The sequence below is a fragment of the Vibrio sp. 10N.286.49.E11 genome, assembly GCF_041469505.1.
Taxonomy (GTDB): domain Bacteria; phylum Pseudomonadota; class Gammaproteobacteria; order Enterobacterales; family Vibrionaceae; genus Vibrio; species Vibrio crassostreae_C.
The window spans coordinates 1-15882 of the sequence record NZ_JBFRKQ010000033.1; the positions used below are offsets into that span (position 1 = coordinate 1).

Annotated in this window: 8 protein-coding genes and 1 riboswitch; of the genes, 2 read left to right on the forward strand and 6 right to left on the reverse strand. The window is 44.0% G+C overall.

The features are described 5' to 3' along the window. Positions 1-793 precede the first annotated feature (793 nt). Entirely contained in the window at positions 794-2074 is a 1281-nt protein-coding gene (locus AB4167_RS06540; RefSeq protein WP_372136314.1) for a cation:proton antiporter, read from the reverse strand. Positions 2075-2243: 169 nt separating this feature from the next. Here AB4167_RS06540 and metH point away from each other — a divergent pair, with 169 nt between their 5' ends. Then, a complete protein-coding gene (gene metH, locus AB4167_RS06545) occupies positions 2244-5921 on the forward strand; it encodes a methionine synthase (protein WP_372136315.1) in 3678 nt (1225 codons plus the stop codon). Positions 5922-6035: 114 nt separating this feature from the next. On the opposite strand, the gene lysC is transcribed toward metH, so the two are convergent. Continuing rightward, positions 6036-7403, reverse strand: coding sequence for a lysine-sensitive aspartokinase 3 (gene lysC, locus AB4167_RS06550; RefSeq protein WP_372136316.1), 1368 nt, complete (start codon positions 7401-7403; stop codon positions 6036-6038). A gap of 108 nt (positions 7404-7511) precedes the next feature. Further along, a riboswitch (Lysine riboswitch) is annotated at positions 7512-7689 on the reverse strand. Positions 7690-7865: 176 nt separating this feature from the next. Between lysC and AB4167_RS06555 the strand changes: the two genes are divergently transcribed. Next, positions 7866-9005 carry an alanine--glyoxylate aminotransferase family protein gene (locus AB4167_RS06555; RefSeq protein ID WP_017061337.1) on the forward strand — a complete coding sequence of 380 codons (1140 nt, stop codon included), beginning with the start codon at positions 7866-7868 and terminating at the stop codon, positions 9003-9005. A gap of 112 nt (positions 9006-9117) precedes the next feature. Here the strand turns inward: AB4167_RS06555 and AB4167_RS06560 are convergent, their stop codons facing one another. From AB4167_RS06560 to AB4167_RS06575, 4 genes are all read right to left on the reverse strand, one after another. Further along, positions 9118-10881, reverse strand: coding sequence for a PglL family O-oligosaccharyltransferase (locus tag AB4167_RS06560; RefSeq protein ID WP_372136317.1), 1764 nt, complete (start codon positions 10879-10881; stop codon positions 9118-9120). Between the two features lie 96 nt (positions 10882-10977). After that, complete coding sequence (gene uvrA, locus AB4167_RS06565) at positions 10978-13809, reverse strand: excinuclease ABC subunit UvrA (RefSeq protein WP_017061339.1); 2832 nt, start codon at positions 13807-13809, stop codon at positions 10978-10980. A gap of 149 nt (positions 13810-13958) precedes the next feature. Next, a complete protein-coding gene (galU, locus tag AB4167_RS06570) occupies positions 13959-14831 on the reverse strand; it encodes a UTP--glucose-1-phosphate uridylyltransferase GalU (protein ID WP_017061340.1) in 873 nt (290 codons plus the stop codon). Between the two features lie 157 nt (positions 14832-14988). Next, positions 14989-15636, reverse strand: coding sequence for a LuxR C-terminal-related transcriptional regulator (locus AB4167_RS06575; protein ID WP_029235092.1), 648 nt, complete (start codon positions 15634-15636; stop codon positions 14989-14991). Positions 15637-15882 lie beyond the last annotated feature (246 nt).

Sequence of the window (15882 nt, forward strand, 5' to 3'; positions counted from 1 at the left end):
TTAATTTTCCGGATTGGTATAATATACGCCATTAGCAAAGCCGCGGATTCTCCTACTTACCAAAACAGCGCGTGTTGGGAGTCTAAACCTCCAACCTTTCCATATACTAAGCCTCAGCAGAAATACTGGGGCTTTTTTGTATCTGCTGCTTCTACGAAGTAATGTTGGGATAACTAGGCGCTCCTAGCTCACCTGCGTGCTCGAATCTCCGGAGTGCCTACTCATTCCAGCCTTGCCATATTTAAGACTCTAGTCTGCACGTCTCGGCAGAAATGCTAGCGCTTTTTATTCCTGTCATTTTTACAAGTATCACTTGAAGTACCATGTGTTCCTTTAGCTATCTCTATCGAACACTGATTTAGTGCAGCCTTGCTGTATTTAATGACTTAGTTCAAAGCTAAAGCTTTCTGTTCACCACTCATCTAGCTCCGTAGTCCTGTTAATAACTAACGCTATTCTAGCGAGACGTTGAGTCCCGTTATTTTTGTTTCCAGGTGAAAGGTGAAGCCTTTCGATTGAAGCTTATATAACTTGAGAGTGGGTTATTGGGTAGACTAGCGAGTGGGCAGAAGAACTAATTCTCTGTATGACTTAAGCTCCTTAAAGAGTTCTGTCCACCCACATTAAGGCTTTCGATTACTCAAATATTAGCGGTATCAAATATCGATATGAGCTCTATGTTCCACGCATATCTTTCAGCGATAGCTCCAGTATGGGAATTGGTGAGTTTGACTTTCATTGGGTATAAAAAAGGCCACCTAAAGTAGGCGGCCTTGGTTGATCTATTTAGATATTAATCTAGCTCTTTCTCTGCTTGTTTTGCTTTCTCTATCATAGGAGTGATAGTTGAGCCTTGAACCAGAATAGAAAACACAACAACGGCGTAAGTCATGACAAGGATTATCTCTTTAACATCGATTGCTTTTTCTTCAATTACCCAGATACCTGAAGGGATTGAAAGTGCCATGGCTAGTGCTAAGCCACCGCGTAAACCACCCCAAGTTAGAATCTTAATCGACCACGGGTTGTAAGTTCTAAAGCGTTTAAATCCGATGTAAGACAAGAAAACACTCAAGTAACGTGCACTCAATACTAGAGGGACTGCGAAAGCCATTAAGATCCAATCTTCTTGGTGGAATTTGAATAACAGCATCGACATACCAATTAGTAGGAATAATACGCCGTTTAAGAATTCATCTATCAACTCCCAGAAATGATCTAGGTGATCTTCACTCTCTTTCGAGAATCCGATAAAGCGAGTCCAGTTACCAATCATGATACCTGATACCACCATCGCTAATGGGCCTGATACATGTAGAACTTCAGCAAACGCATAACCAGCAGTTGGGATGCCGATGGTTAATAGCAACTCCATCGAGTGGTCATCGGTATTGCTGATTAGGTAGTGGAATACAAGACCTAAAACAAAACCATAGACAATGCCGCCAATCGCCTCTTGAACGAATAGCATGCTCACACTACCGACGGTTGGCGCTTCTGTGCCGAATGCGATAGTAAATAGGGTTACGAAGATAACTAAGCCAAAACCATCGTTGAATAGAGATTCTCCCTCGATTTGAGTAGAGATTCTTCTGGGAGCGTCGAGTTTCTTTACTATTGCTAGCACGGCGATGGGATCGGTTGGAGAGATTAGCGAGCCAAAGAGTAGGCAGTAAATCAGATCAAATTGAATACCGATGAACTGGCAAAACCCGTACAGCACAAAACCGATAAAGAATGTTGAAAACAGCGTAGCACCTAACGCGAGTACTGTTATTTCCCATTTCTGGTCTTTTAGGTTTGGTAATTTGATTCCCAAACCGCCTGCAAATAGTAAGAATCCTAATATCCCTTTTAGAAGGAAATCTTCAAAATTGATACTGGCAACGGTCTCTGAGGCAATGTCTGCCAATTGGAACCAATTATTTTGTCCCGCAATGATAATCAATAGAGATAACATCATTGAGCCAGCTGTGATGGCGATGGTTGTCTGCATTTTACCAATTTTTGTATTCACGAAAGCAATAAGCATGGCTGCAGCGGACAAGAAGCATAAGGTGTAATAGACCGACATTGGGATTCCAACATGTAACAAAGTATGAATATGAATTTTCGTTGTCTCATGCTCAAATAGCAAACATTTTTTTGTCATGACTCAGTAATCAATTTCCTTTTTTAGACGTCTAGACTCCTTTTTAATGTGTGATAGGATGGAGGGATAATTAAAGGAATGAGGTTGTACCGTGGGAAGTAATGTAAGGCAAAAGATTGACGCTCTGTTGAAGCAACGAATTTTACTGATTGATGGTGGCATGGGCACCATGATTCAGGATTATAAATTGGAAGAGCAAGACTATCGTGGTGAACGCTTTGCTGATTGGCACAGTGACTTGAAGGGCAACAATGACCTTTTAGTTCTTACACAGTCTAAGCTTATCAAAGATATCCATATGGAGTATTTGGAAGCTGGGGCTGACATCCTCGAAACCAATACCTTTAACGCTACAACCATCGCTATGGCCGACTATGATATGGAAAGCCTTAGTGAAGAGATTAACTTTGCTGCTGCCAAGCTTGCTCGTGAAGCAGCTGATGAATGGACTGCAAAGACCCCAGATAAACCTCGCTTCGTCGCGGGTGTATTAGGTCCAACCAACCGAACTTGTTCTATCTCGCCTGATGTAAACGATCCAGGTTACCGTAATGTTAGCTTTGACGAACTGGTTGAAGCCTATTCTGAATCGACTCGCGCGCTCATTAAGGGCGGTTCAGATTTAATTCTTATTGAAACTATCTTTGATACGTTAAACGCGAAAGCGTGTGCCTTTGCCGTTGAATCTGTTTTTGAAGAGGTGGGTATTGCTCTTCCAGTGATGATTTCCGGTACCATCACTGACGCATCAGGTCGTACCCTTTCAGGACAGACGACAGAAGCATTCTACAACGCCCTTCGTCATGTAAAACCAATCTCATTTGGATTGAACTGTGCATTGGGCCCTGATGAACTGCGTGAGTATGTCGGTGAGATGTCTCGTATCTCAGAGTGCAATGTTTCTGCTCACCCTAATGCGGGTTTGCCTAATGCATTTGGCGAGTATGACCTTTCTCCTGAGGATATGGCTGAACATGTTAAAGAGTGGGCTGAAAGTGGCTTCTTGAACCTAATTGGTGGGTGTTGTGGTACTACTCCAGAGCATATCCGTCAAATGGCTGAGGCCGTTGAAGGTGTAACGCCGCGTCAATTGCCAGACTTACCAGTTTCTTGTCGTCTTTCGGGACTAGAGCCACTGACGATAGCTAAAGAATCTTTGTTCGTGAATGTAGGTGAGCGGACCAATGTTACCGGCTCTGCACGCTTTAAGCGCCTTATCAAAGAAGAGCTCTACGACGAAGCCTTGAGTGTAGCTCGAGAGCAAGTCGAGAATGGTGCTCAAATTATCGATATCAACATGGATGAAGGGATGCTAGACGCCGAGGCGTGTATGGTTAAATTCCTGAATCTATGTGCTTCAGAACCTGAAATCTCGAAAGTACCTGTTATGGTCGATTCTTCTAAGTGGGAAGTTATCGAAGCTGGCCTAAAGTGTATTCAAGGCAAAGGCATCGTTAACTCAATCTCTCTAAAAGAAGGCAAAGAGAAGTTTGTTGAGCAAGCCAAATTAGTTCGTCGTTATGGTGCTGCTGTCATCGTGATGGCGTTTGATGAAGTCGGGCAGGCTGATACTCGAGAGCGTAAAGTCGAAATCTGTACCAATGCCTACAACATTCTTGTTGATGAAGTCGGTTTCCCACCAGAAGATATTATTTTTGACCCGAATATTTTCGCAGTGGCTACTGGTATCGATGAGCATAATAACTATGCGGTTGATTTCATTGAAGCAGTAGGAGACATCAAACGCGATCTCCCGCATGCGATGATCTCTGGCGGTGTGTCGAATGTTTCATTCTCATTCCGTGGTAATAACTACGTCCGTGAGGCTATTCACGCGGTATTCCTATATCACTGTTTTAAAAACGGTATGGATATGGGCATTGTAAACGCTGGTCAGTTGGAAATTTACGATAATGTTCCAGAAGATCTGCGTGATGCTGTTGAAGATGTCGTACTAAACCGTCGTGATGATTCGACTGAAAGATTGCTGGATATGGCGACCGAATACCTAGAGCGTGCTGTTGGTAAGGTTGAAGATAAATCTGCATTAGAGTGGCGAACTTGGCCTGTAGAGAAGCGTTTGGAGCACTCTTTGGTAAAAGGTATCACCGACTTTATTGTTGAAGATACCGAAGAAGCTCGTGTTAATGCCTCTCGTCCTATTGAAGTGATTGAAGGTCCTCTAATGGACGGAATGAACGTTGTTGGTGACCTGTTTGGTGAAGGTAAGATGTTCTTACCACAGGTTGTAAAGTCTGCGCGTGTGATGAAACAGGCGGTTGCCCATTTAGAACCATTCATTAATGCATCCAAAGAAGTGGGCGCAACTAACGGTAAGATTTTGTTAGCGACCGTTAAAGGTGACGTTCACGATATCGGTAAAAATATCGTTGGTGTGGTTTTACAGTGTAATAACTACGATATTATCGACTTAGGTGTGATGGTTTCTTGCGAGAAGATTCTCAAGGTAGCGAAAGAAGAGAATGTCGACATTATTGGCCTGTCTGGGCTGATTACACCGTCTCTTGATGAAATGGTACATGTTGCTAAAGAAATGGAGAGACAGGGTTTCAAGCTGCCTCTTCTGATTGGCGGCGCAACCACATCTAAAGCTCACACAGCAGTTAAGATTGAGCAGAATTATTCAGAACCTGTTGTATACGTAAATAATGCCTCGCGTGCAGTGGGTGTTTGTACTTCACTACTTTCTGATGAATTGAAACCCGCTTTCGTTGAGAAGCTGGATATCGATTACGATCGCGTTCGAGATCAGCACAATCGTAAGAAGCCTCGTACCAAGCCTGTCACGCTTGAAAGAGCTCGTGCCAATAAAGTTGCTATCGATTGGGATGCGTATACGCCACCGGCACCCGCTAAGCCGGGAGTTCACATCTTCAATGATTTTGATGTGGCAACTTTGCGTCAGTACATTGATTGGACTCCATTCTTTATGACATGGTCATTGGTTGGTAAATACCCTGCAATCCTTGATCATGAAGAAGTGGGTGAAGAGGCAAAACGTTTATTCAAAGATGCTAATGATTTACTGGATCGCGTAGAGAAAGAGAAGCTGCTTGAAGCGCGTGGTATGTGTGCCATGTTCCCAGCGAACAGTGTTGGTGATGATATTGAGGTGTATACCGATGAATCTCGTACCGAAGTTCTAAAAGTTCTACACAATCTTCGTCAACAAACAGAGAAACCAAAAGGCTTTAACTACTGTTTGTCTGATTACATTGCGCCAAAAGAAAGCGGTAAAGCGGATTGGATTGGTGGCTTTGCGGTTACGGGTGGTATTGGTGAGCGAGAGCTGGCTGATGAATACAAAGCGAAAGGCGATGACTACAACGCGATTATGATTCAGGCGGTTGCTGACCGATTGGCTGAGGCGTTCGCGGAATATCTGCATAAAGAAGTGAGAAAGGATATTTGGGGTTACTCGCCAGATGAGAATTTGTCTAACGACGATTTGATTCGAGAGAAATACCAAGGTATTCGTCCAGCTCCAGGTTACCCTGCTTGCCCAGAGCATACAGAGAAAGGTACGTTGTGGGAGCTGATGGACGTTGAAAAGGCAATCGATATGTCATTAACGACAAGCTACGCGATGTGGCCTGGTGCCTCAGTGTCTGGTATGTATTTCTCACACCCTGATGCTAGATACTTTGCTATTGCACAGATTCAACAGGATCAAGTGGATAGCTATGCTGACCGCAAAGGTTGGGATATGTTAGAAGCCGAGAAGTGGTTAGGTCCAAACATTAACTAGTTTGAATCTACGACGAGCTTTGATTCGTATAGTAAAAAAGAGAAAGGGTTGCTTAATAGCAACCCTTTTTGTATCTGAGATTTAGTTATTTATCTGTTGGTGATAAACGCATTTTTACTCAAACAATTCTTGGTGCAGTTTTTGAATCGCCAACTTAGAAACAGACTCATTCAGCAGGAAACACAGGTTGTGTGGGCTTGCTCCGTAACAAATCATGCGTAGGTTGAAATCTTCAAGAGTGCCGAATACCTGCTTCGCATAGCCTTTGCTTTCACTCATGTTGTTACCAATAAGAGCAACAAGGCATAGGTCGTGTTCAATATCTACAGAACACAGCTCCTCAAGCTCAATGCGAGCGGCTTCAGGTAACTCAGGGGCACCACCAGAGGTATCCGTTTGATCGAGTGTCAGTGAAACACTGATCTCTGAAGTGGTGATAAGATCGACCGAGATCTTATGTTTAGCAAGGATCTCGAACACTTTCGCAAGAAAGCCGTAAGCATGGAACATATTAGCGCTACGCAGCGTAACCATGGTTTGGTTGCAGCGAAGGGCGAGGGCTCTGAATAGTGGAGAGCTTTCCACCTGTTGGCGAATCCAAGTTCCACCCAACTCTGGTGCTTTAGAAGAGCCGACAAATACCGGGATTTGGTGGCGTAATGCAGGTACTAGAGTCGATGGATGCAAGATCTTCGCACCAAAGTTTGCCATTTCCGATGCTTCACTAAAGCTGATCTCTGGGATAGGAGAAGCTTTAGGTGCAATACGAGGGTCAGTGGTGTAAATACCCGGAACATCCGTCCAGATTTCTAGACCAATCGCCTTTACAGATTCGGCAATCAATGCTGCTGAGTAATCACTGCCACCGCGGCCTAAAGTCGTGGTGTTACCTTCGCTATCAGCGCCGATAAAACCTTGGGTAACGACAACTTGTTGTTGGCAAAGTGGAATCAGTTTCTCTTGCGCTAGAGCGGCAATATCTTCTAGTTGAGGTTCGGCTTTACCAAAATCATCATTAGTACGCATCACATCTCTGATATCAAAGCGAACAGCAGGAGTGCCTCGTTCAGAGATGATCTGAGCCAAGATGTGTGTCGACATCAACTCGCCACATGCGACAAGGTGATCCGTCAGTTTAGTACTTGTTTGGAATGATGCGGCCTCTGCAGCGCTCGCAATGTCATCAAGAATGCTGTGGACTTCTTTTTCGATGCTGATTGGATCTGCGAGTTGGTCAAGAATTGCGTTGTGAATGTCCGCTAATTGCGCCATTAGTTCCTGACGACGAGCTTTGTCTTGAACACCATTTGCTAGTTCAACCAGCAAGTTAGTGACACCAGAGCATGCACTACTCACGACCAGTTTCGTGTTTGAGTTGTTTTCAATAATGGCAGCACAACGGCTCATTGCTTCAAAGTTGGCAACACTTGTTCCACCAAACTTAGCGACATTAAAAGAACCAGCTACATTAGATGCACTCACGATATATCTCCCACGACTTCCTAAAATAAAATTACGGTTGGGTAATCCAACGTCCGATGTTTTTCGAAGAGAGTTTTAGAGCAAAAAGAGAGGAATTATTAGAATAGTAACCTCAGAAGCTCTTCACCATATAGAAATGGCGACAGTTGACGGGATTCAGCCCGCTCAACCGATAATAAAGGTCCTGCATCCTTTTATTATCTCGGCACTGCTCCCCATAAATGTTTTGTATTGGAAATGCGGTTCCACAAAACATCTGCCTGGGCAGTGCTCCTCTTCTGCTAGATAGCCGTTTCATTGAACGTTTTTGTGGTAACAATGTCAATCCGTAACTTGAGATAATTGAAAAATAATTTTAACAATTATGTGACAGTGGTTTGACCTCAATACTTATGGCTAATTGCTGAGGTAATCAATTTGCTTTAGGGTGGATTGTTCACAACATTAACGTAAGGGATGTACATGTCTAATTTACCACTCACTACTGCTATCGATAGCTTTTATCCACCACACCGAACGTTAATGGGACCTGGTCCTTCAGATATCTCACCTCAAGTGTTACAGGCTTTGAGCCGTCCAACCATAGGTCACTTAGATCCGCTGTTTATTGCGATGATGGACGAGCTTAAACAGCTTCTTAAATACGCTTTTCAGACTGAAAACGAATTTACGATTGCCGTTTCTGCACCGGGCAGTGCGGGTATGGAGACCTGTTTTGTTAACTTGATTGAGCCTGGTGAAAAGGTGATTGTTTGTCGTAACGGTGTCTTCGGTGAGCGTATGCGAGAAAACGTGGTGCGTTGTGGTGGCGAAGCCATCCTTGTTGATGACGAATGGGGCAAGCCCGTTTCAGTAGAAAAGGTAGAACAAGCATTGGCAGAAAACCCCGATGCCGTTGCTGTTGCATTTGTGCATGCAGAGACATCAACCGGAGCGTTATCTGATGCTCAAGCTATCTCTGCTGTCGCTCGTCAGTTTGATGCGTTAACGATTGTTGATGCAGTGACATCATTAGGTGGTGTGCCATTGCTGGTTGATGAGTGGCAGCTTGATGCGGTTTATTCTGGCAGCCAAAAGTGTCTGTCTTGTGTGCCAGGGCTATCTCCAGTGACTTTCTCTCAGCGTGCGGTTGATAAAATGAAAGCCCGTAAAGCACCAGTGCAAAGCTGGTTTTTGGATCAAAGTTTAGTATTAGGTTACTGGAGTGGAGAAGGTAAGCGTAGCTACCACCATACCGCACCCGTGAACAGCCTTTATGCTCTGCATGAGTCGCTGGTTTTGTTGAAAAATGAAGGCTTAGATAATGCGTGGTCTCGTCATCATGCGATGCACCAAGAGCTTAAAGAAGGCGTAGAAGCTCTAGGGTTAAAGTTTGTGGTTGATGAAGAGAGCCGCCTGCCGCAGCTTAATGCACTTTATTTCCCAGAAGGAATTGATGAGGCTAAGATCAGAACGCAGCTTTTAGAAGAATATAATCTTGAAATCGGTGCTGGGCTTGGCTCTTTGGCTGGTAAGGCATGGCGTATCGGCCTAATGGGTTACGGTGCTCGTAAAGAGAATGTCGCGTTGTGCCTAAAAGCGCTAAAAGATGTTTTGAAGTAGCTGCATGAACTGAAATTAAAAAGAAAAGCGCACGAGAGATCGTGCGCTTTTTTGTATCTACCCCAAGCTCCTACTGCCTACTAAGTGAAGCTTGCGTTGCGAATTCTTAACATTATTCTGCAGACGAAACGTTATCTTCTGCTTGTGACACTTTCTTATACTGAACCTTTGAAAAGTCTCTGTTAGGGAATAAAAAGTTCGCTTCGCTACGAATTTGCTCTGCTTTACTTTCTTCTCCTAGGCCTTGATACGCCAGAATCAGATTGCTGTAGAAAGCCGGTCTTGGTTTGCTCTTAATGATCTCCAGTGACCAATCGATGTAAGGCTGTATAAGGCTCGGGTCGGCTTTGTAGAGGCCGATATTAAGGTAAGTGCTGTATATATCCCAATCGTAGCGATCTTTCCACACCACTGGGTTCGTTACCTGCTTAAGAATGTCCGGATTTTTCGGCTTAGACAGTTCAAACTTAGTCAGTACATAGTTGGTGTGCAGGGCGCTCAACATATAAAAACTGACCAAAATAGGGAGCACTAAGCTCAACACTCTAAATAGGGTCTTGCTGATGATACTGAACGACTGTTGATAATGTCGGGAAGAGCGCTGATCTACCCAGTAAATCAATATAATGAATGTTATCCAGTGAATCGCCGAGTGGTAAAAAGGATACTCAAGTTGAGAGTGCAAAAGGATTGGGATAAATAACGCGAGCAGGGCTAGACGTGTTCCCTTTGCTGAACTTGTTATGCGTGACATCACCAATATTGCAGCAATCAAGATTCCGATGATTGGTACAATCCCCCCTTCAACTCCCCAAAACAGGAACTCATTGTGCGGGTGATCCATTGAAGGAAGACCTGGATGATAGTTCGAGTTGAGTTGATGTTGGCGAGCTGTATATAGCGTGTATTCAGACTCAAATTTCCCGTAACCATAACCTGTAAATGGCTTTTCGATCATCATATCTAAAGCTTGCGGGAACGTATAAGCGCGCGGGCTTTCTAGGTTCGCTTTCTTGCTAGCGAGGCTATCAGTCGCACTTAGGCTGATCACCGAAAAAGCGACGACGACACCGACGAGCACTGATGCGCACCATCCGTAGAAGCGTTTCTTGGTCGAGAACTTGTATAGATAGGGCAGAATGCAGATAAACCCAATGACAGCGGCCAACCATCCGGTACGTGATGCAATGATGATCAGCAAGGGCACGGTTAAGGTTGGAGTTAAATACAGTAGGAATGATTCGCTGATCTTATGGTTATATTTAGCCGGCTGCCTTGCTAAAAGGTAAGCGGACAGCACAAAACCAGTAGCAAGAAAGCTTGCCATTACATTCGGTTGTTGAAATATCCCATATGGTCGGTTTGCAGCAGTGTTGTAGCCAAATAGGTTGCCAGCTTCTAATAAGAAATATTGCACATAGCCAAATAGTGCTTGTATAACAACAGCAAGTACAATGAACCACAACATACGTTGCTTGTGTTTATTGCTGAACTTAAATTGCTGCAGCACCACAAATAAGGCAAAGCCCGCCCACAATCCAAGCAAGCGTCCTGACGCTCCTTGAGGTGCAGCATTGCTGTATAAAATGGGTAGCGTGAGTATGATGCAGCTAATCAACAAGCCAATTGTTAATTTGGAATACTTGAGTACTCGATTGGTCGCGAGTTGGTAAAAGCCAATCGCTAGCGTGAAGCTTAGCGCTAGCCAAGTGGTAGGGTTAAAGGATAGAGCAAGGCCCGAACCACCAGGATTCGGCATAAAAAAATGCATAGCTAACAAGAATACAACAGCTAAAGAAGCCAGAAATGCTTTGTTGAGTGGTAGCTGAGTGACCTGATTTTCTAGCTGAGTACCGCTAGTGTGTATTGTTGCCATAAATCCCTAACCTTATAAAAACAGAGCTTGTTCCTTCTGAAACAAGCTCTGTTACTTTAACATTTTTCTGTCTGCCCGCAGGGCGCTATTTTACACCTACTTCAAATTTAACATAGGCTTAAGGAAGCGAGCAGTGTGTGAACCTTCGACTAACGCCACATCTTCAGGTGTACCCTCTGCAACAATCTCACCACCACCTTGCCCACCTTCTGGGCCAAGATCTAGGATCCAGTCTGCTGTTTTAACGACATCTAGGTTGTGCTCAATCACGACAACTGTATTACCGTGATCACGCAGTCTATGTAATACCGTCAGTAGCTGCTGGATATCGTGGAAATGAAGGCCTGTTGTTGGCTCATCGAGAATGTATAAGGTTTTTCCCGTGTCTCGTTTAGACAGTTCACGCGCTAATTTAACACGCTGAGCTTCACCACCAGATAAGGTTGTAGCTGCTTGCCCTAAGCGAATGTAAGAGAGGCCAACGTCCATTAAAGTTTGCAGTTTACGAGCGATAACAGGTACCGGGTTGAAGTATTCACGAGCATCTTCCACAGTCATCTCTAGAACTTCGTCAATGGTTTTACCTTTGTAGCGGACCTCTAGAGTCTCACGGTTATAGCGCTTACCTTTACACACATCACAAGGCACATACACATCGGGTAAGAAGTGCATCTCTACCTTGATTACGCCGTCTCCCTGACAAGCCTCACAACGACCACCACGAACGTTAAAGCTGAATCGACCTGGCTTGTAACCACGAGAACGTGATTCCTGAGTGCCCGCGAATAGTTCACGAATAGGGGTGAAAATCCCTGTGTAGGTCGCAGGGTTTGATCTTGGTGTACGACCGATAGGGCTTTGATCTATGTCGATTACCTTATCAAAATGTTCTAACCCTTTAATCTTTTTGTGCTTTGCTGGAACTGCAGTCGTGGCACCGTTTAATTGAGTGTGGGCGACTTTAAAGAAGGTATCGTTGATAAGCGTTGATTTACCCGAACCTGATACGCCCGTAATACAACTGAACAAGCCAACAGGAATTGTCGCGGTCACATTCTTTAGGTTGTTCCCCGTTGCGCCAACGATCTCGACGACCTTTTTCTTGTCGATAGGCGTTCTCTTTTCAGGCACTGCAATTTCTTTAGCACCGCTCAGGTATTGGCCTGTCAAAGAGTTCGGGTTTTCGATGATGTCTTGCATGGTACCTTCTGCCACCACGTGACCACCGTGCACCCCTGCTCCTGGACCGATATCGATAACATGGTCAGCACAACGAATTGCATCTTCGTCATGTTCCACAACAAGTACCGTATTACCTAAGTCTCTCAGGTGAATTAAGGTTTGCAATAGACGTTCATTATCGCGCTGGTGGAGACCAATTGATGGCTCATCAAGTACATACATAACGCCAACTAAACCGGCACCGATTTGGCTCGCCAAACGAATACGTTGCGCCTCACCACCAGACAGCGTTTCAGCACTGCGTGATAGGTTAAGGTAGTTCAAACCAACGTTGACTAAGAAATGCAGACGATCATTGATCTCTTTCATCACTTTATCTGCGATCTGCCCACGTTGACCGTCTAGCTTCAATTCTTGGAAAAATTGTAGTGCGTCAGCAATGCTAAGTTCAACGATTTCCGGAAGTGTTGTATCACCAATGAAAACATTGCGAGCTTCTAGTCTCAGGCGAGTGCCATCACAGCTAGAACACGACTTGGTTGAGATGTATTTGGCAAGGTCTTCACGCACCGCGCTAGATTCAGTATCACGGTAACGGCGCTCTAAGGTATTTAAAATGCCCTCAAATGGATGACGCTTAACTCGAATATCACCTCGGTCATTGATGTACTTGAATTCCACTTCAGTTCGACCTGATCCTTTTAGAATGATCTCTTGAGTCTTTTTCGGTAGAGAATTAAATGGCGCATACAGATCAAAACCATAATGTTCTGAAAGCGACGTTAGCATCTGGAAATAGTAGTAGTTCTTTTGATCCCAACCTTTTATCGCACCTTCAGCAATGCTTAGGTTCTCATCTAAAATCACTCGGCTTGGATCAAAATACTGTTGAACACCAAGACCATCACACGTACCACATGCTCCTGCCGGGTTATTAAATGAGAACAGGCGAGGCTCAAGCTCTTGCATGCTGTAACCACATTTAGGACAAGCGAAGTTAGCAGAGAATACGATCTCTTCTTGATCCGTTTCGTCCATCCAGCCGACGACAGCGATACCGCCAGAGAGCTCTAATGTGGTCTCGAATGACTCGGCTAAACGCTGTTGAAGATCAGGACGAACCTTGAATCTGTCTACCACAACTTCAATGGTGTGCTTCTTATGAAGTTCAAGTGCTGGTGGATCGGATAGATCACAGGTTTCACCATCAATTCGGGCTCGGATAAAGCCTTGCGCAGCTAAGTTTTCCAGTGTTTTAACATGCTCACCTTTGCGCTCTTTGACAATTGGTGCCATCAACATCATCTTTGAGCCTTCAGGCAGTTCTAAGACTTTATCGACCATTTGACTGATGGTTTGTGCTGCTAGAGGGATGTTGTGGTCTGGACAGCGAGGTTCGCCTACTCGCGCATACAATAATCTGAGGTAATCATAGACTTCGGTAATGGTACCGACGGTTGAGCGAGGGTTATGTGAAGTCGATTTTTGTTCTATTGAGATAGCTGGAGATAGACCTTCAATATGGTCGACATCAGGCTTTTCCATAAGAGATAGAAATTGACGAGCGTAAGCAGACAGAGATTCAACATAACGACGCTGACCTTCTGCGTAGAGTGTGTCAAACGCAAGTGACGACTTTCCTGAACCCGATAATCCGGTGATGACAGTCAGTTTGTCACGTGGAATGGTTAGGTTGACGTCTTTGAGGTTATGCGTACGAGCGCCTCTAATTTCTATTTTATCCATCTCAATAGACCATGTAATTTTAAGTGGCTAAAGTATTACATAGAGTGAGATTTGTGCAAAGTTTTACTGGATAAAAAAACAGTAAACAAAAAGGGCGACTCAAAGAGTCGCCCTTTCTAAAATCAGTAACGTTAGTGATTAACCTGTCGTTATGCTTCTTTCTTGGTCGAGTGTTTACCTAGCTCGATTTGCTGCTGGTCTTTCTTGTATAGGTTTTCGAAGCAGTAGTTTGTTGCTTCGATATAGCCTTCAACACTACCACAGTCAAAACGTTGGCCTTTAAATTTGTAAGCCAATACACAGCCTGCTTTTGCCTGTTTTAGCAATGCATCAGTGATCTGGATTTCGCCGCCTTTACCTGGTTCTGTCTGCTCGATTAATTCAAAGATATCTGGAGTCAGAATATAACGACCAATGATCGCTAGGTTGCTTGGTGCTGTACCTTGCTCTGGCTTCTCTACCATGTCATCAACTCGGAAAAGGTCATCTTTGATCATTTCGCCAGAGATAACACCGTACTTGTGAGTCTCTTCTTCTGGAACTTCTTGTACAGCAACAATAGAACAGCGGAACTGTTTGTATAGCGCAACCATCTGAGCTAGCACGCCTTGTTGCTCGTTCACACAAAGGTCATCAGCAAGTACTACTGCGAACGGTTCATCGCCTACAAGTTCGCGACCCGTTAAAATAGCATGGCCAAGGCCTTTCATCTCACGTTGACGAATGTAGGTGAAGTTTGCCGCTTCAATCGTTTCACGGATATTAACCAATAGGTCTTCTTTATTGGTGCCGCTAATCTGGTGCTCAAGCTCGTAGTTTTTATCAAAGTGATCCATGATCGAGTGCTTACCACGTCCAGTAACGATGCACATTCCATCCATACCAGCTTCGATAGCTTCCTCTACACCGTATTCAATCAGAGGTTTGTTTACTACAGGCATCATTTCTTTAGGCATTGACTTGGTTGCAGGTAAAAAACGTGTACCGTAACCAGCTGCCGGGAAAAGGCACTTTTTGATCATGATAAGACCCTTTATCTATAATAATTATTGATTCAACCTGAGTGGTTGATATTTCTGAGGGCAACTCTAGCATAAGTTATGTAGAAAATTCAGCAACAATAGCCATGGTTTACTAGAGCTTCCCTCAAAATTATCGTCAGACTAAGAGGTGGGTCGATTATGCAAGCAGGTTCTGGTTTGCCCATGCTATCGCTTGAACTCTATTTTTTACCGCAAGCTTACGGAATATTTGATAGAGGTGAGATTTAACCGTGAACTCACTAATAAACAAGTCATCGGCGATTTGTGTGTTTGAAGACCCGGATTGAAGACAGCGAATCACCTGGATCTCACGAATGGTTAAATCAACATTGGTTGGTGTGGTGTTGGTATTGACCATATTGCGATAATAAAACAACAGTTGATTGGTTACCTTCCTTGGCAGCCAGTTATCGCCATCAATGACTTCTTGAAGACCACGAGCAATCTTGTCCTTTTGTTCAGTGTTGTAAAAGAGTCCTTTTAGTACCCCATAGGTAAGAAGCTCTGAGGTTGGAAGTTGCTGGGGGACATTGAATAAAATGATTTCGTGATTTTTCCACATAACAGTCAGGTTAGGACAAATAATCAGTAGTTGTGGTACCTCTCTGTAATCGACGAGCAAGATCCGGTTACTCCGCTTTCTATCAACTAGCATTAATTCGTCGGGTGTCATTTTGTAGAGAACAATAGATAAATGCTTTTCTATCTCTTTTACATGTAGATAGGTATCGTTTGGGTCGATGCACAGAAAGTGTAAAGTGCGAGCGTATCTTGATTTTCTCATTGAAACGTCCTGTTTGAGTGGGATTAGATTCCACGTTGTCATGCAGGCTTTAGCTTCTCTAGCGCCTTGATAGTGACTTGCGTTGAATATCAATTATCAAAGTAAATGAGTGGTTTGTAAGTGGAGAAAAAAGCAACATCGCTCTGAATATCATGATTTGTTACGTTTTTATTCTTTGTAGTGAGGAGAGAATAGGAATGCGATTTATCACTGCAGAAAAGCATGCTATTCTTGTGCGCTAAAATT